General features: G+C 69.8%; 20 protein-coding genes and 1 tRNA gene. 12 read left to right on the forward strand and 9 right to left on the reverse strand.

Going from position 1 to position 23431, the window contains the following annotated elements:
* Positions 1–22 precede the first annotated feature (22 nt).
* From ABC766_RS12160 to ABC766_RS12170, 3 genes are read left to right on the forward strand one after another with little or no spacing between them, the layout of a single operon-like run.
* Positions 23–868, forward strand: a complete 846-nt coding sequence (locus ABC766_RS12160) for an SDR family NAD(P)-dependent oxidoreductase (RefSeq protein WP_053611149.1) — start codon at positions 23–25, stop codon at positions 866–868.
* A gap of 1 nt (position 869) precedes the next feature.
* Complete coding sequence (locus ABC766_RS12165; protein WP_043387506.1) at positions 870–1772, forward strand: alpha/beta hydrolase; 903 nt, start codon at positions 870–872, stop codon at positions 1770–1772.
* A complete protein-coding gene (locus ABC766_RS12170) occupies positions 1769–3235 on the forward strand; it encodes an NAD(P)/FAD-dependent oxidoreductase (protein WP_345822340.1) in 1467 nt (488 codons plus the stop codon). The genes ABC766_RS12165 and ABC766_RS12170 overlap by 4 nt, the downstream gene beginning before the upstream one ends.
* Before the next feature lie 78 nt (positions 3236–3313).
* On the opposite strand, the gene ABC766_RS12175 is transcribed toward ABC766_RS12170, so the two are convergent.
* Positions 3314–3967 (reverse strand): protein-L-isoaspartate O-methyltransferase family protein, encoded by a 654-nt coding sequence (locus tag ABC766_RS12175; RefSeq protein ID WP_043349657.1) that lies wholly within the window; start codon positions 3965–3967, stop codon positions 3314–3316.
* A 317-nt stretch (positions 3968–4284) separates the two neighbouring features.
* Between ABC766_RS12175 and ABC766_RS12180 the strand changes: the two genes are divergently transcribed.
* A complete protein-coding gene (locus tag ABC766_RS12180; RefSeq protein WP_345822341.1) occupies positions 4285–5559 on the forward strand; it encodes a PQQ-dependent sugar dehydrogenase in 1275 nt (424 codons plus the stop codon).
* Positions 5559–6149 (forward strand): c-type cytochrome, encoded by a 591-nt coding sequence (locus ABC766_RS12185; RefSeq protein ID WP_345822342.1) that lies wholly within the window; start codon positions 5559–5561, stop codon positions 6147–6149. The genes ABC766_RS12180 and ABC766_RS12185 overlap by 1 nt, the downstream gene beginning before the upstream one ends.
* Before the next feature lie 171 nt (positions 6150–6320).
* Here the strand turns inward: ABC766_RS12185 and ABC766_RS12190 are convergent, their stop codons facing one another.
* Positions 6321–7091, reverse strand: coding sequence for an MOSC domain-containing protein (locus tag ABC766_RS12190; RefSeq protein WP_345822343.1), 771 nt, complete (start codon positions 7089–7091; stop codon positions 6321–6323).
* 199 nt (positions 7092–7290) lie between these two features.
* Here ABC766_RS12190 and clpB point away from each other — a divergent pair, with 199 nt between their 5' ends.
* The 3 genes from clpB to ABC766_RS12205 all read left to right on the forward strand — a co-directional run bounded on the left by clpB (position 7291) and on the right by ABC766_RS12205 (position 12662).
* Positions 7291–9927 carry an ATP-dependent chaperone ClpB gene (clpB, locus tag ABC766_RS12195; protein ID WP_075381365.1) on the forward strand — a complete coding sequence of 879 codons (2637 nt, stop codon included), beginning with the start codon at positions 7291–7293 and terminating at the stop codon, positions 9925–9927.
* A 185-nt stretch (positions 9928–10112) separates the two neighbouring features.
* Positions 10113–10457 carry a hypothetical protein gene (locus tag ABC766_RS12200; RefSeq protein WP_345822344.1) on the forward strand — a complete coding sequence of 115 codons (345 nt, stop codon included), beginning with the start codon at positions 10113–10115 and terminating at the stop codon, positions 10455–10457.
* 258 nt (positions 10458–10715) lie between these two features.
* Positions 10716–12662, forward strand: a complete 1947-nt coding sequence (locus ABC766_RS12205) for a DUF4139 domain-containing protein (protein ID WP_345822345.1) — start codon at positions 10716–10718, stop codon at positions 12660–12662.
* A 92-nt stretch (positions 12663–12754) separates the two neighbouring features.
* Here ABC766_RS12205 and ABC766_RS12210 read toward each other — a convergent pair whose 3' ends face one another.
* The 4 genes from ABC766_RS12210 to ABC766_RS12225 all read right to left on the reverse strand — a co-directional run bounded on the left by ABC766_RS12210 (position 12755) and on the right by ABC766_RS12225 (position 15992).
* Complete coding sequence (locus ABC766_RS12210) at positions 12755–13648, reverse strand: inositol monophosphatase family protein (RefSeq protein WP_345822346.1); 894 nt, start codon at positions 13646–13648, stop codon at positions 12755–12757.
* Positions 13645–14220, reverse strand: a complete 576-nt coding sequence (locus ABC766_RS12215; RefSeq protein WP_345822347.1) for an NUDIX domain-containing protein — start codon at positions 14218–14220, stop codon at positions 13645–13647. The genes ABC766_RS12210 and ABC766_RS12215 overlap by 4 nt, the downstream gene beginning before the upstream one ends.
* Positions 14221–14227: 7 nt before the next feature.
* Positions 14228–14935 (reverse strand): glutathione binding-like protein, encoded by a 708-nt coding sequence (locus ABC766_RS12220; RefSeq protein ID WP_043387021.1) that lies wholly within the window; start codon positions 14933–14935, stop codon positions 14228–14230.
* Positions 14936–15041: 106 nt separating this feature from the next.
* Positions 15042–15992, reverse strand: coding sequence for an SMP-30/gluconolactonase/LRE family protein (locus tag ABC766_RS12225; RefSeq protein ID WP_043387050.1), 951 nt, complete (start codon positions 15990–15992; stop codon positions 15042–15044).
* A gap of 352 nt (positions 15993–16344) precedes the next feature.
* Here ABC766_RS12225 and ABC766_RS12230 point away from each other — a divergent pair.
* Positions 16345–16421, forward strand: a tRNA-Pro gene (locus ABC766_RS12230).
* Positions 16422–16446: 25 nt separating this feature from the next.
* On the forward strand, positions 16447–16758 hold the full coding sequence (locus tag ABC766_RS12235) for an ETC complex I subunit (RefSeq protein WP_043355257.1): 312 nt from the start codon (positions 16447–16449) through the stop codon (positions 16756–16758).
* A gap of 16 nt (positions 16759–16774) precedes the next feature.
* Here the strand turns inward: ABC766_RS12235 and ABC766_RS12240 are convergent, their stop codons facing one another.
* Both ABC766_RS12240 and ABC766_RS12245 read right to left on the reverse strand, forming a co-directional pair.
* Positions 16775–17233 carry a nucleoside deaminase gene (locus ABC766_RS12240; RefSeq protein WP_345822348.1) on the reverse strand — a complete coding sequence of 153 codons (459 nt, stop codon included), beginning with the start codon at positions 17231–17233 and terminating at the stop codon, positions 16775–16777.
* A 64-nt stretch (positions 17234–17297) separates the two neighbouring features.
* The gene (locus tag ABC766_RS12245) at positions 17298–18365 is read right to left on the reverse strand and encodes a spore photoproduct lyase family protein (RefSeq protein WP_345822349.1); all 1068 of its coding nucleotides are present in this window, start codon (positions 18363–18365) and stop codon (positions 17298–17300) included.
* A gap of 306 nt (positions 18366–18671) precedes the next feature.
* On the opposite strand from ABC766_RS12245, the gene ABC766_RS12250 reads away from it, so the two are divergent.
* On the forward strand, positions 18672–20585 hold the full coding sequence (locus ABC766_RS12250; protein WP_345822350.1) for a putative bifunctional diguanylate cyclase/phosphodiesterase: 1914 nt from the start codon (positions 18672–18674) through the stop codon (positions 20583–20585).
* A 33-nt stretch (positions 20586–20618) separates the two neighbouring features.
* Here the strand turns inward: ABC766_RS12250 and ABC766_RS12255 are convergent, their stop codons facing one another.
* A complete protein-coding gene (locus tag ABC766_RS12255; RefSeq protein ID WP_043355250.1) occupies positions 20619–20843 on the reverse strand; it encodes a hypothetical protein in 225 nt (74 codons plus the stop codon).
* Between the two features lie 819 nt (positions 20844–21662).
* Here ABC766_RS12255 and ABC766_RS12260 point away from each other — a divergent pair.
* Positions 21663–23252, forward strand: a complete 1590-nt coding sequence (locus tag ABC766_RS12260) for a TolC family outer membrane protein (protein ID WP_342144550.1) — start codon at positions 21663–21665, stop codon at positions 23250–23252.
* Positions 23253–23431: the final 179 nt, after the last annotated feature.

Here is a 23431-nt window from a genome sequence, read left to right on the forward strand (position 1 = left end):
CGACGGTACGGGGAGGCGCGGTTTGGCACAGCGGTTCCAACTCGCGGGCGCGGTGGCCCTGATCACCGGCGCGGCGAGCGGCATCGGTGCGGCCCTGGCCGAAGGCCTCGCCGCGAAGGGCTGCAATCTTCTCCTCGTGGACCGGGACGCGACCGGGCTGGCGGCCACCGCCGGCAAGATCCGCGGCGTCTCGGTCGAGACCCGCGTCCTCGATCTCACGGATGCCGAAGGGATCCGCGCGCTGCCGGACTGGGTCGCAGAACGGTCCGGGCATCTCGACATTCTGATCAACAATGCCGGCGTCGCCCTCGGCGGCCGGTTCGACGAGACGCATCTCGACGATTTCGAGTGGCTGCTCGACATCAACCTGCGCGCCGTCGTGCGGATGTGCCACGCCTTCCTGCCGATGCTGCGTGCCCGGCCGGCGGCGCAGATCGTCAACCTGTCGAGCCTGTTCGGGCTGATCGCGCCGCCGGGTCAGGTCGCCTACAGCACCAGCAAGTTCGGGGTGCGCGGCTTCTCGGAGGCCCTGCGGCACGAATATGCCGGCACCGGACTCGGGGTGACGGTGGTCCATCCGGGCGGTGTCGCCACCGCCATCTCGCGCAACGCCCGCGGCCGGCGGCCGCCGACCGATCCGGAGGCGGCGAAGCGCGCGTCCGTGGAGGACGAGAAGGCGCGAGAGGCGTTCGGCAAGCTCCTGACCCTGGCGCCCGCCGACGCGGCCGCCGCGATCATCCGCGGCATCGAGGCCCGGGCGCCTCGGATCGTCGTCGGCAAGGACGCCAAGAATGCCGCGCTGATCCAGCGGCTGATGCCGGTGGGCTACTGGAAGACGATCGTGCGTCTGTCCGGAGGGGCGCTCTGAGATGGCGAGCCTGCGTGCGTATCTCGGGGCCTACATGGTCCGAAGCCGGGTCCGGGGGCCTCTGGCACGGGCGCGGGACGTGGCCGCGTTCCGCCGCATCTTCGAGGCGCCGGCCTTCCCGGACCCCAAGGGCGTGACCTATGAGCCGGGCATCGTCGGCGGGGTCAAAGGCGAGTGGATCCGGCCGAAGGCGGGTCCCGGCCGGCGGATGCTCTACATCCATGGCGGCGGCTTCATCGCCTGCTCGCCCCGGACGCACCGTCCCGTCACGGGCGCCCTGGCGAACCGGGGCTTCACGATCTTCGCCCCCGATTACCGCCTCGCCCCCGAGCATCCGTTCCCCGCGGCGGTCGACGACGTGACGGCGGTCTGGGCGGCGTTCAGCGCCGAGGGCGCCGCCTGCGTGGCGGGGGAATCGGCCGGCGGAAACCTCGCCCTCGTGCTGATGGGCGAAGCCCGCGCCAGGGGTCTGCCGATGCCCTGGGCGGCGGCCCTCTTCTCCCCCGCCACGGATTTCGTCTCCGAGGACGGGTCACGGGTTTCAAATGCATGGCGCGATGCCATGTTCGACCCGCAGGCCCTCGCGGCGATCCGGCCGATGTATCTGGGCGGCGCCGATCCGGCCGATCCGCGAATCTCGCCGATCTACGGCGACCCGACCGGCTTCCCGCCGCTGCTGTTCCATGTCGGCGCGCGCGAAGTCCTGCGCGACGATTCCGTCCGCATGGCCGAGCGGGCCCGCGCGGCCGGCGTCGAGACCGAACTCAAGCTCTTCCCGGTCGTGTCCCACGCCTGGCAATTCGCCGCCGGCATGCTGCCGGAGGCGCGGGCTTCCCTCGACGAGGCCGCGGCCTTCCTGAAGGCGCACGCGCCCCACGCCCCCTCCGGGAGCCCTCTGCCATGACCGAGACCGCGTCCGAGACCCTGGCGGTCCTGATCGTCGGCGCGGGCTTCTCGGGGCTCGCGATGGCGATCCGGTGCCGGCAGGCGGGCATCGGCCCGCTGCGGGTGATCGAGAAGGCCGACGGCATCGGCGGCACGTGGCACGACAACACCTATCCGGGGGCGGCCTGCGATATCCCCTCGCACCTCTACTCCCTGTCCTTCGCCCCGAAGGCCGACTGGAGTCGGATGTACGCGCCGCAGCCGGAGATCCTGGCCTACCTGACGGACACCGCCGAGCGGAACGGGCTGATGCCCCTGATCCAGCTAGGGACGACCTTCACCGGGGCCACGTGGGACGCGGCGCGCGCCCTGTGGCACGTGGAGACCGACCGGGGGCCGATCACGGCGCGCGCGATCGTCTCCGGGATGGGCGGGCTGCATCATCCCGCCTATCCCGACATCCCGGGTCGCGAGGCGTTCGCCGGGCCCGCCTTCCACACGGCGGCCTGGGACCATGCCGTGGCGCTCGAGGGCAAGCGCGTCGGGGTGATCGGCACGGGCGCCAGCGCGATCCAGGTGGTGCCGGAGCTCGCCGCCATCGCGTCCCACCTGACTCTGTTCCAGCGCACGCCGCCCTGGATCATGCCGAAGAACGACCACGCCATCGCGGAGGGCACCAAGAGCCGCTACCGACGCCTGCCGTTCAGCCGGCGGCTCGAACGGGCGCGGCTGTTCTGGCTGCACGAGGTGCGTGCGCTCCTCGGCTTCACCAAGGTCTCGAAGCTCACCGGTCAGGCCGAGGCTCTGGCCCGGCGCCATCTCGCCAAGGCGGTCCCCGACAAGACCCTGAGGGCGAAGCTGACGCCGAGCTACCGGCTCGGCTGCAAGCGGGTGCTGATCTCCGACGACTACTACCCCGCGCTCCAGCGCCCGAACGTCACCCTGGAGACGGACGGCATCGCCCGGCTCACCGAGACCGGCGTGACCACCGAGGCCGGACGGCACCACGACCTCGACGTGATCGTCTACGCCACGGGCTTCGACGTGACCGCGACCTTCGCGCGGATGAAGCTCGTCGGCCGCGGCGGCCGGACTCTGACCGAGGCCTGGGCCGACGGCATGGGCACCCACCAGGGCATCACGGTCGCGGGGTTTCCCAACTACTTTATGCTGCTCGGACCCAACACCGGGCTCGGCCACAACTCGGTCGTCTCGATGATCGAGATCCAGGTGCAGCACGTCCTCGACTGTCTCAAAGCCCTGCGCCGCGGGACGAAGACCGTCGAGGTCCGGCCGGAGGCGCAGGCCCGGTTCGTCGACCGGATCCACAGCCGCATGGCCGACAGCATCTGGCAGGCCGGGGGCTGCCGCAGCTGGTACCTCGACGCGAGCGGGCGCAACAACACCCTCTGGCCCGACTCGGTCATGGCGTATCGCCGGAGCGCCCGCCGGGCCCGGCTGGGGGATTACAGGCTCGGCTGATCGCGGCCTGCGCGCCCCGTCCCGGATCCACCCGTTCCGCCCGCAAGGACGGAGGCGGGGGTGATCCGGTGCGCGGTGTCAGAACGCGAAGCCGGCTTCCGCCGCGAAGGCCTCGAGACCAGGCAGCGACGCGTCGAACAGCGGACGGGCCCCGAACGCGTCGCCGGCACGCACGAAGAGCGTGACCTTGGCGTTGCGGTGCGGGCCGAACACGCAGACCAGGCGGCCGTCATCCTTGAGCTGGTTCAGCAGCGCCTGCGGCCGGACCTCGACGCGGCCGTTGATCAGGATGACGTCGAAGGGCCCCTGCTTGGGCGCGCCGGCGGCGATTGGGCCTTCGATCACCTGTGCGGAGGCGCCGAGCCGGGTGCGCGCCGCCTCGGCGAGGTCGGGCACCGATTCCAGCGCCGTGACCTGCGCGCCGAGCTGCGCCATGACCGCCGCCGCGTAGCCGGTGCCGGTGGCGACGTCGAGGGCGGCGACGCCCGGCCGGATCCGCAGGGCCTGGATCATCCGGGCCACGACCATCGGGGCCGGCATGCAGCGGGTCTCGCCGCCGGCCTCACCGAGGCTCAGGGTCTGGTCGATATACGCGAAGGGCTCGCGGCCCTTCGGCACGAAGTCCTCACGCGGCACGGTGTCGAACGCGTCGAGCACCGTGTTGTCGTTCACGTCGAAGGTCCGCAACTGGCAGTCGACCATCATCCGCCGCGCCTGCGCGTAATCGATCATCGATACGTGTCCTCGAACCGGATCGGAACGCCGCGTCGGCCGGGCTCCGGCGGACGGCCGGCAGCCCCGGCCAAGCCTAAGCTTCCCGGACGGGGGGCGTTTTCGGAGATCATTGCCCAAAACGCAAGGTGAGCCGACACGGCAGCCGACGTCGGTCGCGGAGGACACGGCAGCGCGCGTAATCCCGGCCCGCGTTACGGCGGCCGCCGAGTGTCGCCTCGGCGCCCCCAATCCCGGTCGCGCTGTCCAGCCGACCGTTGAATAAAGAGTGCAGAGCGAGCGGGCGGTCCGTGAGACCGTCCCCACCGGGAGACACCATGACGCCGATCCGCCAGCCGATCCTGATCCGCAGCCTCACCGTGGCCCTCGCCGGCCTCACTTTCGGCCTGATGGACAACGGCCGCGCCGCGGCACAGGAGACGGCCGCCACCGCGGCCCCGCTGCCCAGCGTCCAGGTCGACCGCGGTTCGGCGCTGTACGGCCGCCCCGAGGGCGGCGCCGCAGCCAAGCTCGCGCCGGTGGCGGGGCCGCCGTTGGCGGCCGCGGCCGCCAAGCTGCCGCTCGACAAGCTGAAGGTGCCGGAGGGCTTCAAGATCGAGGTCTATGCCAGCGGCCTCGCCAATGCCCGTGAGATGACCCAGGCGCCGGACGGCACGCTGTACGTGGGCACCCGGACGGTGGGGAAGGTCTACGCGGTGCTTCCGAAGGCGGATGGGGACGGCAAGCGCGAGGTGAAGACCATCGCGTCGGGCCTGCACCGGCCGAACGGCGTCGCCTACCACGACGGCGCGCTGTACGTCGCCGAGCTCTCGAAGATCTGGCGCTACGACGACATCGCGAACCACCTCGACGGCGCGGCGAAGCCGACCCTGGTCTATGACGACCTGCCGAAGGACGAGGCCCATGGCTGGAAGTTCATCGCCATCGGCCCGGACAACAAGCTCTACGTGCCGGTCGGTGCCCCGGGCAACATCGTGATGCCGCCGGACACCCACGCGCAGATCCGGCGCATGGACCTCGACGGCAAGAACGCCGAGGTGATCGCCCGCGGCGTGCGCAACACCGTCGGGTTCGACTGGAACCCGAAGACCAAGCAGCTCTGGTTCACCGACAACGGCCGCGACTGGGTCTCGGAGGACATCCCGAACGACGAGCTGAACGTGCTCACGGAGCCGGGCAAGCAGCATTTCGGCTATCCGTACTGCCACCAGGGCACGTTCACGGATCCGGAATACGGCTGGGGTCATTCCTGCTCGGAATTCACCGCGCCGGCGGCGCTCCTCGGCCCGCACACGGCTTCCCTCGGCCTGCGGTTCTACACCGGCACGCAGTTCCCGGAGGCCTACCGGGACGCGATGTTCGTCGCCCGGCACGGCTCGTGGAACCGCACCGCCAAGCTCGGCGGCGACGTGGTCGTGGCCAAGGCCGGACCGGACGGCAAGACCGCGGCAACGGAGCCGTTCCTGACCGGCTTCCTCCAGGACAACAAGTATGTCGGCCGCCCGGTGGACGTGCTGGTCGCCAAGGACGGATCGCTGCTCGTGTCCGACGACTACAACGGCGCGATCTACCGCGTCAGCTACGGCCGGTGATGCGCCGCCACCTCCGGTCGATCCGCGGGCTGGCCCCTGCCCTCGGCGGGCTGCTCTTGACGGGTGCGGCGCTTGCCGCCCCGGACGCGGCGCTGCAGGAGCGCCTCGCCCCCTGTCTCGGCTGCCACGGTGCGGGCATGTCTGCGACGGAGGGCGTGCCCTCGCTCGGGGGGCAGCTTCCGGACTACGTGGTGACGCAGCTCTTCCAGTTCCGGGAGAAGCAGCGGGAGGCGCCGCCGATGAACGAGGTGGCTGCCGGATTCTCCGACGACGACCTGCGCAGCTACGCCGACGCGGTGGCGACGCTGCCGCCGCCCGCCTGGTCCGGTCCGCCGGCCGATGCGGCTCTGACGGCACGGGCCCAGGCACTGGTCGCCAAGCACCAGTGCAATTCCTGCCATGGACCGGATCTCGCGGGTCGGGACGCGATCCCGCGGATCCGGGCACAGCGCGAGGACTACCTCGCCAAGGCGCTCGCCGGCTACAAGTCGAACGCCCGGCCCGGCTACGATCCCGCCATGAACGAGGTGGCGCAGGGCCTGAGCGAGGCCGACATCAAGGATCTGGCGGCCTACGTGTCGCGGCTCTGAGGGCGGGCTCGGGCGCTTCCCCGCCCCCTCTCATCCTGAGGTGAGCGCGAAGCGGGCCTCGAAGGCGTAATCCAGGGATCGCGCGGCCGGCTGAAGCCCCAATCCGGGGCTTGCGCCGCGCTCCGGCCCGTCAGGATGACGGGGGCTTATGGGACCGCTCGTCCGGTCCCGTCACCGCACGACCCGCAGTGCGTCGCCCTTCGCCAGCGCCCCGCCGGCGATCACCTCCGCGTAGACGCCGAGGTCGCGGTGGCCGAGGCGGGCGTCGAGAGTCCAGGGGATGTCGCAGTCGCGGATGCCGCTGGTCGGCTCGACGTTTGTCGCCGCGCACCGCACCGTGCGCTTGGTGATCTTGAGCCGCAGCCCGCTCGGCGCCTCGACCACCTGGCCGACCATCTCCAGTTCGACGAAGGGGTCGAGGCCCTCGACGAGCAGGTTGCCGCGGAAGCGCAGCGGGTCCACGGGCACGCCGAGATAATCCTCCACCGCCGCCACGCTCGCACGGTTGATGAGCGACACGTAGCCGGTTGGGGAATCCGTGAACCGGTATTGCGGCGGGGCGGCGAGCACCTTCGGTTCGCCCCGCAGGCTCCCGGGGATGAACCGCCGCATCAGATCCGCAAGCCCCTCTCGCCCGGCCTCGGTGCCGAGGTTGAAGGCCTGCGGCTCGCCATGGCCCTCGACGGTGAGAGTCGCCGTAGCATCCTCGTAGCGGGTGCGCAGGCGGGCGAGCGCCTCGTCACGCATGAGCATCAGGTACTTCGTCTTCGGCTGATGGCGGGGCGCCACCGCGTTGAAGCCCGAGGGCCCGTTCTCGATGGCGTAGAGCCGGTCGCCCGGGAAGAAGCCGCTGGTCTCGAGGTCCGCCCGCTCGACGGGTTCGGGACTCAAGCCCTTCACCGGATAGCGGTAGAGAGCGCTGACATGAATCAATGCGGTCATGCGCGAAGCGTGGCCCTGAAATGATCCGTCACGCAAGAGCTTCATCGCCCCTTGTGGTGCCCAATTGCAACACCACATCGGGATCACCGGCGGCCGCCAATGGCGCCGGGGCCCTCGCGCGGCGGATAGCCGGAGGGCGACGTTTCGGTGGCGCCGCGCCTCTCATCGGGCGGCGGATGCCGGTACGGGAGGCTTGTGCATGAACTTCGAAAAGTACACCGAGCGCGCCCGCGGCTTCGTGCAGGCGGCTCAGAACCTCGCGATGCGCGAGGGACATCCCCAGCTTCAGCCGGGTCACCTGCTCAAGGTGCTGCTCGACGATCCGGAAGGCCTCTGCGCCGGCCTGATCGACCGCGCGGGCGGGCAGTCGCGGGTGGCGCTGGCTCAAACCGAGCAGTGGCTCGCCAAGCAGCCGAAGGTCTCCGGCAACGCGGCCGCCCCGCAGGCGACGCGCGAGCTGATGCGCCTGTTCGACACCGCCGAGAAGGCCGCCGAGAAGGCGGGCGATTCCTACGTCACGGTGGAGCGGCTGCTCCTCGCCCTGGCGGTGGAGAAGGATTCCGAGGCCGGCCGCGCGCTCCAGGCGGCGGGCGTCACCCCCGCCTCGCTGAATGCGGCGATCAACGCGCTCCGCAAGGGCCGCACCGCCGACAACGCCTCGGCCGAGAACGCCTACGACGCCCTGAAGAAGTATGCCCGCGACCTCACCGAGGCCGCCCGGGACGGCAAGCTCGATCCGGTGATCGGCCGCGACGAGGAGATCCGGCGGACCATCCAGGTCCTGTCCCGGCGCACCAAGAACAATCCGGTGCTGATCGGTGAGCCCGGCGTCGGCAAGACCGCCATCGTCGAGGGTCTGGCCCTGCGCATCGTCGACGGCGACGTGCCGGAAAGTCTCCGGGACAAGAGCCTGCTCGCCCTCGACATGGGCGCGCTGATCGCGGGCGCGAAGTACCGGGGCGAGTTCGAGGAGCGGCTGAAGGGCGTGCTCTCCGAGGTCACCGCGGCAGAGGGCAGCATCATCCTGTTCATCGACGAGATGCACACGCTGGTCGGCGCCGGGAAGGCGGACGGGGCGATGGACGCCTCGAACCTGCTGAAGCCGGCGCTCGCCCGCGGCGAGCTGCACTGCGTCGGCGCGACCACGCTCGACGAGTACCGCAAGCACGTCGAGAAGGACGCGGCGCTCGCCCGGCGATTCCAGCCGGTCTTCGTGTCGGAGCCGACCGTGGAGGACACGGTCTCGATCCTGCGCGGCCTGAAGGAGAAGTACGAGCAGCACCACGGCGTGCGCATCCAGGATTCGGCCCTGGTGGCGGCGGCGACGCTCTCGAACCGCTACATCACCGACCGGTTCCTGCCCGACAAGGCCATCGACCTCATGGACGAGGCCGGCTCGCGCCTGCGCATGCAGGTCGATTCGAAGCCCGAGGAGCTCGACAACATCGACCGGGAGATCGTCCGGCTGAAGATCGAGGCCGAGGCGCTCAAGAAGGAGACCGATTCCGCCTCCCGCGACCGGCTGGTCCGGCTGGAGAAGGAACTCGGCGACTTGGAGGAGCGCTCGGCGGCGATCACCGCCCGCTGGAAGGCCGAGAAGGACAAGCTCGGCACCGCGGCCACCTTGAAAAAGAAGCTCGACGAGGCGCGCAACGAGCTCGCCGCGGCGCAGCGCCAGGGTCAGTATCAGCGCGCGGGCGAGCTCGCCTACGGGGTCATCCCGGGCCTGGAGAAGCAGCTCGCCGAGATCGAGGCCAAGGCCGATGCCAAGTCGGAGAACGGCCGCGACGCGATGATGGAGGAGGCCGTCACCCCCGCCCACATCGCCGGGGTCGTCTCCCGCTGGACCGGCGTGCCGGTGGACAAGATGCTGGAGGGCGAGCGCGAGAAGCTGCTGGCCATGGAGGAGGCGCTCGCCAAGCGCGTCGTCGGCCAGCGCGAGGCGGTGGAGGCGGTCTCGACCGCGGTCCGGCGCGCCCGCGCCGGGCTTCAGGACCCGAACCGGCCGATCGGCTCGTTCATGTTCCTCGGCCCCACGGGCGTCGGCAAGACCGAGCTGACCAAGGCGCTCGCCGGCTTCCTCTTCGACGACGACACGGCGCTCGTGCGCATCGACATGTCCGAGTACATGGAGAAGCACGCGGTCGCCCGGCTGATCGGCGCGCCTCCCGGCTATGTCGGCTACGAGGAGGGCGGTGCGCTGACCGAGGCCGTGCGGCGCCGGCCCTATCAGGTCGTGCTGTTCGACGAGGTCGAGAAGGCGCATCCGGACGTGTTCAACGTCCTGCTGCAGGTTCTCGACGACGGGCGGCTGACCGACGGTCAGGGGCGGACGGTGGATTTCCGCAACACGCTGCTGATCATGACCTCGAATCTCGGGTCCGAGTATCTGGTGAACCAGCCTGCGGGCGAGGACACCGACGCGGTCCGCGACGAGGTGATGGGCGTGGTGCGGGGCCACTTCCGGCCGGAATTCCTGAACCGGGTCGACGAGATCATCCTGTTCCACCGCCTGGCGCGGTCGGAGATGGGGGCGATCGTCGAGATCCAGCTCGGGCGGCTGCAGAAGTTGCTGGATGAGCGCAAGATCACCCTGGAGGTCGACGAGGAGGCCAAGACCTGGCTCGCCGACAAGGGCTACGACCCGGCCTACGGGGCGCGGCCGCTCAAGCGGGTGATCCAGAAGAATGTCCAGGATCCGCTGGCCGAGCTGGTGCTCTCGGGCAAGATCCATGACGGCGAGAAAGTGCCGGTTCGCCTGGGCGCGCTGGGCCTGATGATCGGCGACGTCACGGTCGGAGCCGAGCGGCGGCCGGTCAACGCGACGCTGAACTGATCCTGAGACAGACCATCGGGCGGCGCGCCCACACAGGGTGCGCCGCCTTTTCCGTCTCGGCTTCGTTCCACCGGCCCTCGCGACGCGATCGCGATCCCGAGTGACGACGCGTGCCGTATCGGCCGCCAGCGTCACGATGAGCTAGTTGCCTGGACAGCGCGGACGGGCCTGGGGATCCTGGCGACATGCGTCGCGCCCACGCCGCCTTGATTCTCGCCGAACCCCGCATCGTTGCGGCGGACCATCACCCGCCGCCCGTCGCGGCTGCCCTCGCCAGGGCCAAGGCCTCCTGCGGATCCGAGGCGGCAACGCACGAGCCCGATGTCATCACGCGGCGGGCCGTGAAACGCAGCGCTATGGCCGACGTCGTCCTGCGTTTGAGTGCCGTTCCGTGCGGTGATGACGCCGTGTCCGAGAGCGGCACCGCAGGCTGCGAGATGCGGGTCTCCGCATCGAAGAAAGACGAGTTCGTCGAGGCCGTCGATCCGATCGCCTTCTGGAACGGGAGCACAGACAGCCGGATACGCTAGCGTGCAGCCGCGGGCCGCAGCATGTCGACGAGGCACTGCGCATTCGTTCAGCGGCATCCGTGCCGCATGGGGGCGTGCTCCGGTCCGGACAGCAGGCGAGCTCCGACCGCGATCGGTTTGCGGCCGCGGGCGTCACGCAGCCTTTGCCGGACGGCGCACGGTCGGCCAGATTGGCATCGTGCTCGGCGGAGTGCCACCTGACGGGAGACAGGCAAATTGATCCCATCGCATCTGATCTTAGCCGGAGCCCTGTTGTCCATGATCGCAGCCGCGCCGCCCCTGATGGCAGCCCCCGACGGCATCCGCGCCGTCACCCTTTCGAGCGGCGGCCTTGCCGAAGTGACCCTGGTTCATGCGGTCGACGGCGATACGACGATCGGGCTCAACGTCAGGCCCGAGCAGATCGACGACATCCTCAAGAGCCTCGTCGTGCGTGATCCGCTCGGCACCGTCGGTGCCCTGCGTCTGGACGGGGTGGATCAGGTCGACGAGACGCTGCGGACGATGCCGTTCACCGCGGACGATCTGTCCGCGCCGGCGCGCCTCGTGGGGAAGCTGCAGGGCATTCCAGTCAAGATCCAGAGTGCCGGGCGCACGCTCGAAGGCCGGGTGCTCGGCGTATCCGAGCGCAATGCCGGAACCGAGGCGGGCGAGGTCGCGATCCTGACCGTGCTGACCGGGTCGGGCACGCTCGAATCCGTGCCGATCGAGGACGGCGCGACCGTGACGATCCAGGATCCGGTCATGGCGGCCAGGATCGCCGCGGCCGTCGACGCGGCCGGCAAGGCCAAGGTCGGCGATGCCCACCGGGTCGAGATCGATGTCGCGGGACGCGGCCGGCGCGAGGTCCGGTTGACCTACGTCGTCGCCGCGCCCGTCTGGAAGACGAGCTATCGCATCGTCGACGGCGGCGAAGGCCGGGCGAATCTGCAGGCCTGGGCGGTCCTCGAGAATGCCCTCGGCGCGGACTGGAAGGGCGTCGACGTCACCCTGTCGTCCGGATCGCCGGTGGCGCTGCTCCAGCGCCTGCACCGGCGTTACTGGCGCACGAGACCGGAGGCGCCGGTGATGGTCGACGATGTCGGCATGCCCGATCTCGACCAGGGCACGGTCGCCCCGAAGGCGCTGTCCCGTCTGCGTGCCCCCGCGGCGCCCGCTGCCGCTGTGCCCCTTCCGGCTCCGATGGCGCGCCTCGACGCGCGCCTGGACGCTGCGGAATCCGGCTACGAGGCGGCGGCCGCGACGGCGAGTGCCGGGGCCAGCGAGGGAGACGTGTCGGCCAACTTCACGCTGCCGCATCCGGTCGATCTCCGCGCCGGCGGCACGCTGTCCGTGCCGTTCATCGATACCGAGATCGAGGCCGAGCGGATCGCCCTCTGGAAACCGGGTCAGGGGATCCATCCGATCGCGGCCCTCAGGATCCGCAACGGCACCGCCGCGATGCTTCCCGCCGGTCTCATCACCCTCTACGACCGCAAGGCCGGCTACCTCGGGGATGCGCGCCTGCCCGCGACCCCCGTCGGCGAGCAGCGGCTGGCCAGCTTCGCCGTCGACCGGAAGGTCGCCGTCCAGGCGGAGACGAAGCCGAGCGAGGCCTTGACCAAGATCACGGTGGTCGACGGCGTGGCGCGCGCGACGATGATTGCCCGGGAGGTCACGACCTACACGATCAAGGGTGCGCCGGACGCCGCCCGGGCCGTCATCATCGAGCATCCCCGACGCGATGGCTGGACCTTCACGTCCTCCGCCCGCGACAGCGAAACCCCCACGGCCTATCGCCTCAAGGTCGCGGTTCCCGCCGGCGGGTCGGCGGAGACCCAGGCCGTGTTCGAACGCGTTCAGATCGATGCCTACGATCTCGTCGATGCCGATGAGGCATTGCTGGTCCGGTGGGCCTCCCTCGCCACCGAACCGGACCTCGGCGGCAAGCTTAGGGCCCTGTCGCAGGTCCGTGCGGAGGTTGCCGCGGCGACGCGCACCGTCGAGGAGATCGGCGAGCGCGCGGCGAAGGTGCAGGCCGAGCAGGAGCGCATCCGCAGCAATCTCGGCGCCGTCCCCAAGGACAGCGAACTGGCGCGGCGCTATCTCACCCGTATGGGCGCCCAGGAAGACGAACTGGCGAAGCTGGCCGCCGACCGGGCCGGGGCCGAGAGCGAGCTGAAGGCCGCACAGGCGCGGATCCGGACGCTGATCGCGGCGCTCTGACCGCCCGTCCCGGATCCGTTCGCGGTCCGGGCCCGAAGTCCCGTCCGCGAAGGGCGTCCCGCGATCCGGGCGCCCGCCTCCGGGATGATGTCCTAGGCCCGGCGGATCGCCGCGGCCAGATCGGCCGCCTGATCGCGATCCCGACACACCAGCCAGAGATCGTCGTGAGCGGACAGCTCAGCGTCGAACAGGTCGACGAAGGCGGCCGGCGGATCCCCGAGGTCCGGCCAGTGGAACAGGCGGAAGCCCAGCGCCTCGAACAGGGGCAGGATCGGGCCCAGGTCCCACAAGCGGTTGTTGCTCAGGGTCGCGTCGAGGCGTCCCGTGGCCAGGAGCGCGGCATCCGAGATCGCGCCGCCCTCGCTCCAGGGGAACCAGCCGCAGCCGTAATCCAGGGTGTAGCGCTGCGCCGTGACCGACAGCCAGCCGACATGGCCGGTCCGGCGCTCCGGCCGGTGGAGCGGGCGCAACGCCGCAATCATGCGGCCGCCGCGGGTCGGCGCCCAGAAGGCCCGGCCCTCACTGGCCGCGAGCAGGATGCCCTCCGTCGCCTCCGCCGGGATGCTCCGGGCCGGCGCTGAGCGGTCTTCGTTCCAGGCCGGCAGGCTCATCACGCAGTTCCGGGGCCAGCCCGTGCGGCAGGCCGCAACCATCACGCCCCAGCCCGACAGGCCGCCCGCGAAGGGTCGGGTGCCGTCGATCGGATCGCCCACGAAGGTCCAGGCATCCCGGGCGAGCAGCGCCCGGGCCGCCGCCTGTCCCTGATCCTCGGCGGTCTCCTCCTCGATCAAATCGGGGCCGAACCGCGCGTGCATCAGCTGGCTGACGGCGAGGTCGGCCTCGGTCAGGGCCTGGCCGAGATCCGGGCCCTTGTTGGTCATGTCCAGGCCCGTCGCCCGCATGGTCAAGGCCAGGGGTGCGGCCTCCTCGGCGAAGGCCAGCATCTGCGCGAGGACATCGGATTCGGACGTGTCGGACGAGGTCATGCGGCGAACAAGTCGGGGCTTCGGAGCATCAGGGCCTGGACCAGGACCAGCGTCTTGAGATCGGGCAGGCGACCGGCACGGGCCTGATCGCCCAGCGTGGCGAGGGGCACTTCGAGGGCGAGAACCTGCTCGCCCTCTTCGTGGAGGCCGCCGCCGGATCCGACCCGGTCGGAGGCGCTGTAGGGCGCAAGGTAGAGCCAAAGCCGCTCCGAAGAGATGCTCGGCATGCTGTAGGCATGCGCCACCGGCTCGAGATCCCGAAGGCGGACGCCCGCCTCCTCCATCGCCTCGCGGATCGCGGTCTCCTCCGGCGCGGCGCCGTCGAGGCCGCCCGCGGGTGCCTCGTCGAGATCGGCCGGCTCGCCCAAGAAGGCCGGGCCGACCCGCGCCTGCCGCACGAGCAGCGCCACGCGCCGAACGGGATCGTAAGGCAGCACGCAGGCCGCCTCGCCGTGATCCTCCAGCGCCCGCCGGACGGTGCTCCCGTCCGGCAGCGTCAGCGTGGCGATGCCGAAGGTGTTCCAGCCGCGGTGGATCACCTCCAGCGGCAGGGCAGGCGCGGCCTCGGTCATGTCCCGGTCAGCGCTTCGTGCTGGAAGCGGTCTGGCCGAACATCACCTTCTTGGCGTCCTCGCTCATCGTCTTGCCGTAGTCGGGATTGACCTCCGGGGCGCGGGCATAGGCCGCCTTCGTGGCCGGCCGCTCGGCGATCGCCGTGAACCAGCGCTTCAGGTTTGGGTGGTCATCGAGGTTCTGACCCTGCTTCTCGTAGGGCACGATCCAGGGATAGCAGGCCATGTCGGCGATGGAATAATCAGGGCCGGCGACGAAGGCGCGATCGGCCAGGCGCCGGTCGAGGACGCCGTAGAGCCGGTTGGTCTCGTTGACGTAGCGCTTGATCGCGTAGTCGATCTTCTCCGGCGCATATTGCGAGAAGTGGTGGTTCTGGCCGAGCATCGGGCCGAGGCCACCCATCTGCCAGAACAGCCATTGCAGCACCTCTGCCCGGCCGCGCAGATCCCCCGGAATGAAGCGCCCGGTCTTCTCGGCGAGGTAGAGCAGGATTGCTCCCGATTCGAACAGCGAGACCGGGGCGCCGCCGCCGGCCGGCTCGTCGTCGACGATCGCCGGCATCCGGTTGTTGGGCGCGATCTTGAGAAAATCCGGATTAAACTGCTCGCCTTTACCAATATTAACCGGGTGAATGCGGTAGGCAAGCCCCGCCTCTTCGAGAAACATCGTGATCTTATGGCCGTTCGGCGTCGGCCAGTAGTGGAGTTCGATCATCGGCTGGTGTCCCGTTATGCCCCGGCGGACGGGAAGTGGGTCGGCGCGGCGCTCCGGTCAAGCACGCAACCGGCGGCGGGGGGAGCCGCGGTATCCCGGCCTGGCCTCATCCGCCGGCGCAGCCCTGGACCTCGACGTAGAGGGCATAGAGCGACTGGCTCGCCGCCATGAACAGGCGGTTGCGGTGCCGGCCGCCGAAACAGAGGTTGGCACAGCGCTCCGGCAGCCGGATGCGCCCGATCGGCCGGCCGTCGGGATTGAACACCATGACGCCGTCCAGGGCGTCGTCACCCATGCCCCAGCCGCACCAGAGATTACCGTCGACGTCGCAGCGCAGCCCGTCCGGCGTGCCCGGCCCGGCATCGATCAGCACGCGCCGGCCCGAAAGGGCACGGCCGCCGGCCACGTCGTAGGCGACGATCCGCCGGGTCGGCCGCCCGCGCGACTCCACGAGGTAGAGCACGCGGCCATCGGGGGAGAAGCATAGGCCGTTGGGGCCGGCGAGGTCGGTGGCCACCGTCTCCAGCACGCCGGTAACTGGGTCGAGCCGATAGACGTTCTGCGGCAGTTCGGCCTCGGCGCGGGCGCCCTCGTAGAACCCCGCGATGCCGAAGGGCGGATCGGTGAACCAGACCGCACCGTCGGCGGCCGTTACGACGTCGTTGGGCGAGTTCAGCCGCCGGCCCTCGAACGCGTCCGCGAGCACGGTGATCGCGCCGTCATGCTCGGTCCGGGTGACCCGACGGTTCCCGTGCTCGCAGGTGACGAGCCGCCCTTGACGGTCGCGGGTGTTGCCGTTGGCGAAGCCGGACGGCTTCCGGTAGAGGCCGACCGCGCCGCTCTCCTCATCCCAGCGCAGGATGCGGTCGTTGGGGATGTCGCTCCACAGCAGGTAGCGACCGTCGCCGAACCAGACCGGGCCCTCGCACCAGCGGAAGCCGGTAGCGAGGCGCTCCACCGCCGTGTTGAACACACGGTAACGGGCGAAGGCGTCGTCGAGGATCTCGACCGCCGGATCGGGATAGCGCGGGCTCGGTGTCCACACGGGAAGGTCCATGTCGCTCGCGGCGATCGTCGCGGTTTCGGCGCCCGCCGGCAAGGGTCATCAAGGGCCAACAACCGCCCCCGCATGGCCGAAGGCCCGACGGTGGCAACGAGGGCCGGTGTTCCCGGCGCGGCGATCCGTAACGCCCCATCCTCCACCCCCCAGTGATGGTGGACGCTGGTTCGTCAGCAGGGAGGCCCGGCCCTCGTCCCGAATCGGACGCTATCGCCCCGCGATTTGTCTGACAAGTCGCCCGGGCGCTGCAGGCGCGCCGGAAGCACGCAGGCGGGGGAATGGGCCACCGGCGTGCCGCGCCTTGCGGGGGACCGGCGGAACCGCTACGGCATTGAGGCCGTGTGGCAGTCGGGGTGTAGCGCAGTCTGGTAGCGCACCTGGTTTGGGACCAGGGGGTCGTAGGTTCGAATCCTATCGCCCCGACCATTCGATCAGGAGCTTGTCGAGTCCGATGCCGAGCGCCCGCATCTTCCGTCCGTCTCGGGATGCCACGCAGTCGGGCCTCGCCCGGACCAAGCAGTGGGTTCTGGAATTCGACCAGACCAGCCCACGCGAGATCGATCCGCTGATGGGGTGGAACGGCTCCTCCGACATGCTTCAGCAGGTCCGCCTGGAATTCGACACCGAGGCGGAGGCCGTCGCCTACGCGAAGCGCGAGGGCATCGCCTTCCGCGTCGAGCAGCCGGCCAAGGTGGTCCAGCGCAAGGGCCTGTCCTATTCCGACAATTTCAAATTCAACCGCACGGCGCCGTGGACGCATTGAGTCCGGCGAGGCCGGATCAGGCCGTCCGGCGCGCCTTCCAGGCCGGGTAGGGCGAATCGCCCGGCGGACGGATCTGGCTGATCCGCATCGGCTGCGCATCGAGGGGCTGGCAGAGTTCGGCGTAGATCGTCGCGCTGCCGGCACCGTAGGTCTCGGCCTCCTCGGCCGAGAAGGCGAAATAGCCTTCCTTGAAGCCGGCAAGCCGCATCGCCGCGTGGCACATGGGGCACGGGCGGCCGCTCGCGTACATCACGCAGTCGCCGAGATCGCGCCGGCCGAGCAGGCGGCTGGCTTCGCGCAGCGCAACCATCTCGGCATGGGCGCTCGGATCGTTGGTGGCGTGCACGGTGTTGGCCGCGCGGACCAGCACGGTGCCGTCCTGCACGATCACCGCGCCGTAAGGGGCGCCGCCGGCCTCGACATTGGTCTCGGCGAGGGCGACCGCCTCGCGGATATGATCTTCGTGCATCCCCATGGACGATCCCCTCTGCGCTGGCGCGGCAACGCCGAGCGCGGCGGGAAGTTCAGCGACCGGGGCCTCAGAACGCGTAGCGCACGGCGCAGTAGGGCATGGTCTCGGCCAGCAGGGCCTTGAACCGGACGAGCCACCGGCCCTTCCAGCCGGCCCGGTAGCGCAGGTTCGTGCCCCCGCCCTCGGAAACCTTCGCCTCCTGAATGTCCGGCCGCCAGAGCAGGTCCTCGGCCTTCGGGTGCCAGCCGAGATTGACCGCATGCAGATCCGCATTGTGGGTCAGCATGATGATCTCGCACTTGAGCTGCGCCTTGGCGGCGTCGGACAGGGTCGCGTCGATCTCGGCGAACAGGGCCCGCCAGTCCGCCTCCCAGTCCTCGTACAGGATCACGGGCGAGAAATTGACGTGGACTTCGTAGCCGGCGGCCACGAAGTCGTCGATGGCGGCGATCCGCTCCGGGATCGGGGCGGTGCGCACGTCCACGATCCGGGCGATCCGCGCCGGCATGAGCGAGAAGCGGATCCGCGTCTTGCCTTGCGGATCGTAGGCCAGGAGATCGCGGTTCACGGCCTTGGTGGCGAAGGAGGCCTTGGCGTTGGGCAGGGTGCGGAACAGCGCGATCAGGGCGCGTACGCCGCCACTGACCGCCGCATCCACCGAGAGGTCGCCGTTCTCGCCGATGTCGTAGACCCAGTATTCCGGGTCGATCGGATCCGGCGCCGACAGGCGTCCCTGACGGCCGGCGTGCCGGGCGATCGCCGCGCAGGCCTGCTCGACGTTCACGAACAGCGAGATCGGGTTGGAGAAGCCCTTGCGGCGCGGCACGTAGCAATAGGCGCAGGCCATGGCGCAGCCGTTGGAGGTCGAGGGCGCGATGAAATGGGCGCTGCGGCCGTTGGGACGCATCGCGAGACCCTTCTTCACGCCGAGGACCAGGGTCGAGCGCTTGATCCGCACCCAATCCTCCACCGATCCCGCATTGCCGTGGAGTTCCGGGATGTTCCAGTGCGACGGCACGACGATGCGCTCGGCGTCCGGGAAACGGGCCAGGATCTCCCCGCCGAGCGGAAAGTCGCGGACGGCAGGCTCGTGGTAGATCGTCCGGATATCGAGCAGGTCGCGGGTGAGGGCCATGGACGATCCGGGGCCCGGGAGCGGCCCGGGTGTCGATATGGTGCTTTCGGGCGCGGCCGGAATGCCCCGCGCGCCGGCGCTTCCGCGCATCCGCAGCGCGAAAAGATCGAGATCGCTTGCGGTGGTCGATGATCGTTCAACGATATCTAACGATTCGCTGTCATGAGTCGCTCAGCTTTGAGTGGACATATGATGATCGCTTGGGACCAGGAGAGATCCGGGCCAGGCTCACCCGGCTCCGGTGAATCTCTCGACCCTGCGGATCCGAGGTGGGACGCGCTGGTCCGGCGGGACCAGCTCGAGGCCATGCGCGGGACCGTGCTGGCGGCCATCCCCGTCAACATGCTGCTCGGGCTGGCAAGCATCCTGGTCGCCTATCGGAGTGGGCACGGCGCCCTGGGGGCCGCCTGGTTTGCGGCATCGACCTGCGTCAATCTCCTGCGGATCGTGCTGTGTCGGATCCCCTGCCTCGGCCTCGCGCTGACCGCCGACATGACGCCGAGCCTGGCCGCGACCGCCGCGCGCTCCGTCGACCGGCACCTGCGCGTCTGCACGCTCGCGGCGTTTCTCTCGGGCCTGGTCTGGGCTTGCCAGCCGCTCCTGTCCGCCGGCTACACCTCACCCGAGACCCTGTTCTATCTCACGATCACCTGCGGCGTGACCGCCGGGGCGGTGACGCACGGGATTGCCTATGCGCGCATTCCGATCGCCTTCATCGCTCTACCGCTGCTGTCGGTCTCCGTCTGCCTGACCTATGCGGGTGACTTCGACCGGAACTGCCTTGCGGCCTGCGTCGTCCTCTACCTCGTGGCGCTGACGCACACCGCGTTCCGGAGCCAGGCCGTGTTCCGCCAGGCGAGCCGGCTCAAGAACGAGGCCCATGCCCTCGCCCGGTCGCGGGCCGAAGCGCATGCCAGCGCCAGCGCCCTCGTCGACGAGATGCGGTGGCGCGCCACGCACGACGACCTCACCGGTCTGCTGAACCGCGCGGGATTCCTCCAGGCGGCGGAGAGCCGGCTCCACAGCGGGACGCTCAGCCTGCTGCTGCTCGACCTCGACGGCTTCAAGTTCGTCAACGACGTCTACGGACACAAGGCGGGCGACCGGGTGCTCGTCGAAGTGGCGCGACGGCTGAGGGATGCGCTGCCGGAGAACGGCCTTGCGGCCCGGCTCGGCGGCGATGAATTCGCCGTGCTTTACGATCCCGCCACCTCCGGTCTGGCCCACGACGTCATGGCGGCCAACTTCATCACGGCCGTGGCACACCCGTTCGACGGTTTCGACGCGGGCCGGCTCGGGGTCAGCATCGGAGTCCATGCCGGTCCGGAGCCCAGTCTGACCGAGATGCTGAGCTGCGCCGACGAGGCCCTCTACGCCGCGAAGGCCGGAGGCCGGAATCGCTTCCGGGTGTTCGATGCGGGCCTGCGCGAGGGCCTGCAGATGCGGCGCGACCTGGAGCGCGACCTGTCGCAGGCCCTGGTCGAGAACGCGCCCAGGGTCTGGTTTCAGCCGATCTACGCCGCGGATGGCCACACGCTGGTCGGGCTGGAGGCGCTGATCCGCTGGGAGCATCCGCGGCTCGGCTGGATCGCCCCGCCGGACCTGATCGCCGCCGCCGCGATGGCGGGCCTGACCGAATCGCTGCTCCGCTACATCCTCGAGCAGGTCTGCGCGATGCTGGAGATCCTGCGCAGCCGTGGCCTCGATGGGGTCCGCGTCGCGATGAACGTCTCGCCCCGGGAGATGGCGCAGGTCCCGGTGGACGAGATCGTCATCGAGCGCCTGGGCCTGCTCGACCTGCCGCCCACCATGCTCGAGATCGAGATCACCGAGGAGACCGCCCTCGACATCGGCGCGGTTCAGGGAAAGCTGCAGGCCCTGTCGCGCGCCGGCATCCGGATCACCCTGGACGATTTCGGCATCGGCTACTCGTCGCTCTCCTCCCTGCGGCAGCTCAAGGCGGATCGGATCAAGATCGACCGGAGTTTCGTGACCGGGCTCGGGACATGCGACGACAAGCGCGGGCTCGTCCTCGCCGTCCTGGGCCTCGGGCGCCTGCTCGGTCTCGACGTCGTGGCGGAGGGCGTGGAATCGGTCGACGACCTGCACATCCTCCAGGCGATGGGTTGCCCGTTCCTGCAGGGCTATTATCTCGGCCGTCCGATGCCGGTGGAGGCCCTGGAAGACACGCTGCTCGTCACGCGCATCGCGGCGGCCTGAAACCCGCAGTCGCCGCGGAGCCTCCGAACCGGATCAGAAGCGCTTCGCGCCCGCCGGCCTGCGGCGCAGGAACCGGCGCGTCGCCGCGCGCCACAGGCGGTCGGGAACCCCGTAGAGCCAGACCAGCCCAGCGACGACGGCGACCGCAAGCAGGAACAGCCACGCCAGACATTCGAGGACGGGACCCGGTGCCGGCCCGGACTCCGCCCGGTCATACCAGAGGGGATCGGTGTCCCAGGGCGGATCGTTCTCGTCCACGATGAACCCCTCCACCGCGGCGCCGACCCGCGGACCCGGATGTTCGCACGGCGGTGGCCGACGGATCGCCGGCTGCCCCGGCTCACAGGGCCTCCGAATCCGTTCCGCGCACCGACCCGAACGACCGGCACAGAACCGGCCCGGTGAGTGGACGCTACTGCCGGGGCCCGATTTCATCGAATACTCAATTCGGACGACATCCAGCGCCGGAACACCCTATTGCGACCGGCTCAGCCCGCGAACTGTTGTCCCGCCCGCGTGACACGTCCCTTCGGTAGCCGGAATGGTCGCGGGTCCTGCGGGGTGCGACGACCGTGCGGTGGTGGATGGCGGCTCTGCCGGCCGCCTGTCTTGCGCGCCCGCGAGCCGGTCCCGAACCGGGCGGTAAACGCGACGCCCGACATCCGCTTCCCGCAACAAATCGGGGGGCCTAGGCCCGGCTCCCCCTCCCGGGCGGCAAAGCTGGCCCCGTCTTGGTCGGCGCGCGATCGTTGCTGATCCACAGCCATTATTATTTGGAGAGATACCGTATTCCGAACAACATTTATCGTAACAGCCCAACGCGCAGGGTACCGGAGACCGGATGTGTCACCTTAATGCCCCAACGCCGGACTTTCCGTCGCCATCCCTAAGCCGGGGCGAGCCAAAGCGCCCGGTTTGCGCTAAGCGTGACGGTGGGGCGGGCTTGATCGGAGACGAGCGAAACGCCGTACCTTGGCCGTTTTCGTCTCGGACATCCGAACCGAAAGAGACCGCAAGGGCTTGTTCATCGTGACACGACGTCCACAAGCGAGTTGCTCGACATTCCGTTTGGTCGGGATGGTCTCCGGGCTCGCGATTCTGGCAGCGATGCCGGCGTCTGCCGAGACACTCGAAAGCGCGCTCGCGAAAGCCTATCAGGGCAATCCAAGCCTCAACGCCAGCCGCGCCGGCGTGCGCGCGACCGACGAGAGCGTCGCGATCGCGCAGTCGGGCTATCGCCCCCAGGTCAATCTCGGGGCGCAGATCGGCGTCCAGTACCTTCAGACCCGCAGCTCCAGCACCGCCGCGGCAGCGGCAGGCTCGGCCAGCACCGGCACGTCGGCGACCGGCACAGCCGGTCTCGGGGGCACCACGGGCGGCGTTACGGGCGGCACCGGGATCGGCGTCGGAACGAGCACGACGGGTGTCGGCACGACCGACATCGGAGCGGGCTCGTCCGGCGTGGCCGGCACGTCTTCGACAGGTGGGGCCGGGGCGACATCGAGCACGGCTGAGATCGCGTCGGCCCAGACCATCACCTCCAAGCGGACGGTCCGGACCACCTACCTGCCGAGCACCGCGAGCCTGACGGTCTCGCAGACGCTGTTCAACGGCTTCCAGACGGACAACCTGACCCGCCGCGCCGAGTCGACCGTGTACAGCCAGCGCGAGACGCTGCGCTACACGGAGCTGACCGTGCTCTACAACGCCGTTCAGTCGTACATGAACGTGCTCAGCAACACGGCGACGCTGGAACTCAACCGGAACAACGTCGAGGTCTTGGAGGAGCAGCTGCGCCAGACGCGCGACCGCTTCAACGTCGGCGAGGTGACGCGGACCGATGTCGCCCAGGCCGAGGCCCGTCTCGCGGGTGCCCGCTCGCAGGTGAGCGCGGCGGAATCGGCCCTGCGGACGAGCATCGGCATCTACCGGCAGAATATCGGTGTCGAGCCGCGCCAGCTTGCGCCCGGCCGGCCGCTGGACCGGTTCGTTCCGCACAGCCTGGACGCCGCCATCGCCATCGGCCTGCGCGAGCATCCGCAGATCGTGTCGGCGATCCACGCCGTCGACGCGGCCGAATCGCAGGTGAAGGTGCTGGAAGGTCAGCTGGCGCCGCAGGTCAGCCTGCAGGGCTCCCTCAGTCAGGTCTACGACCAGACCGGCCCGAACCAGAGCTTCTTCGTCGGATTCGTGGGCGGCCGGCTGAACATCCCGATCTACGAGGGCGGCCAGACCTACGCGCAGATCCGGCAGGCGAAGGAGACCGTCGGCCAGACGCGCATCCAGGTGGATCAGGTCCGCGATCAGGTCCGCGCCCAGATCGTCGATTTCTGGGGTCGCCTGGAAGCCGCCAAGGCCCAGGTCATCGCCGCCCAGGCCCAGGTCCAGGCGAACGAGGTGGCGCTGAACGGCGTGCGCGAGGAGGCCCGCGTCGGCCAGCGCACCACCCTCGACGTGCTGAATGCGCAGCAGGAATTGCTGAACTCCCGCGTGAACCTCATCGTCGCCCAACGCGACCGCGTGATCTTCTCCTACGGCGTGGTCCAGGCGATCGGGCAACTCACCGCGCGGTTCACGGCACTGCCGGTCGAATATTACAGCGCCAAGGTCCACTTCGATCAGGTCAAGGATCTATGGTTCGGTCTGCGCACGCCGGACGGCCGCTGAGGGCTTTTCCACGGGGAGTGTGTTGCGGGCACGCTTGCCGCCACGAAACGGCATGGAATACTGATTGAACAACGATCCGATCGGGTCGCGTTCCAGTCTCCCATGCCCGAGTGCGCCTGCCGATGAGTGCAGCAAGCCCAAAGATCCCGGACACGAAATTCCAGGACAAGGCTGCCGAT

It is taken from the genome of Methylobacterium fujisawaense (assembly GCF_039619325.1).
Lineage (GTDB): Bacteria > Pseudomonadota > Alphaproteobacteria > Rhizobiales > Beijerinckiaceae > Methylobacterium > Methylobacterium fujisawaense.

Excerpts from the sequence above, each read along its gene's own strand:
- ABC766_RS12165 (WP_043387506.1), top strand. The coding sequence starts at position 870 with ATGGCGAGCCTGCGTGCGTATCTCGGGGCCTACATGGTCCGAAGCCGG.
- ABC766_RS12170 (WP_345822340.1), top strand. The coding sequence starts at position 1,769 with ATGACCGAGACCGCGTCCGAGACCCTGGCGGTCCTGATCGTCGGCGCG.
- ABC766_RS12175 (WP_043349657.1), bottom strand. The coding sequence starts at position 3,967 with ATGATCGATTACGCGCAGGCGCGGCGGATGATGGTCGACTGCCAGTTG.
- ABC766_RS12180 (WP_345822341.1), top strand. The coding sequence starts at position 4,285 with ATGACGCCGATCCGCCAGCCGATCCTGATCCGCAGCCTCACCGTGGCC.
- ABC766_RS12185 (WP_345822342.1), top strand. The coding sequence starts at position 5,559 with ATGCGCCGCCACCTCCGGTCGATCCGCGGGCTGGCCCCTGCCCTCGGC.
- ABC766_RS12190 (WP_345822343.1), bottom strand. The coding sequence starts at position 7,091 with ATGACCGCATTGATTCATGTCAGCGCTCTCTACCGCTATCCGGTGAAG.
- clpB (WP_075381365.1), top strand. The coding sequence starts at position 7,291 with ATGAACTTCGAAAAGTACACCGAGCGCGCCCGCGGCTTCGTGCAGGCG.
- ABC766_RS12200 (WP_345822344.1), top strand. The coding sequence starts at position 10,113 with ATGCGTCGCGCCCACGCCGCCTTGATTCTCGCCGAACCCCGCATCGTT.
- ABC766_RS12205 (WP_345822345.1), top strand. The coding sequence starts at position 10,716 with ATGATCGCAGCCGCGCCGCCCCTGATGGCAGCCCCCGACGGCATCCGC.
- ABC766_RS12210 (WP_345822346.1), bottom strand. The coding sequence starts at position 13,648 with ATGACCTCGTCCGACACGTCCGAATCCGATGTCCTCGCGCAGATGCTG.
- ABC766_RS12215 (WP_345822347.1), bottom strand. The coding sequence starts at position 14,220 with ATGACCGAGGCCGCGCCTGCCCTGCCGCTGGAGGTGATCCACCGCGGC.
- ABC766_RS12220 (WP_043387021.1), bottom strand. The coding sequence starts at position 14,935 with ATGATCGAACTCCACTACTGGCCGACGCCGAACGGCCATAAGATCACG.
- ABC766_RS12225 (WP_043387050.1), bottom strand. The coding sequence starts at position 15,992 with ATGGACCTTCCCGTGTGGACACCGAGCCCGCGCTATCCCGATCCGGCG.
- ABC766_RS12235 (WP_043355257.1), top strand. The coding sequence starts at position 16,447 with ATGCCGAGCGCCCGCATCTTCCGTCCGTCTCGGGATGCCACGCAGTCG.
- ABC766_RS12240 (WP_345822348.1), bottom strand. The coding sequence starts at position 17,233 with ATGGGGATGCACGAAGATCATATCCGCGAGGCGGTCGCCCTCGCCGAG.
- ABC766_RS12245 (WP_345822349.1), bottom strand. The coding sequence starts at position 18,365 with ATGGCCCTCACCCGCGACCTGCTCGATATCCGGACGATCTACCACGAG.
- ABC766_RS12250 (WP_345822350.1), top strand. The coding sequence starts at position 18,672 with ATGCGCGGGACCGTGCTGGCGGCCATCCCCGTCAACATGCTGCTCGGG.
- ABC766_RS12260 (WP_342144550.1), top strand. The coding sequence starts at position 21,663 with ATGGTCTCCGGGCTCGCGATTCTGGCAGCGATGCCGGCGTCTGCCGAG.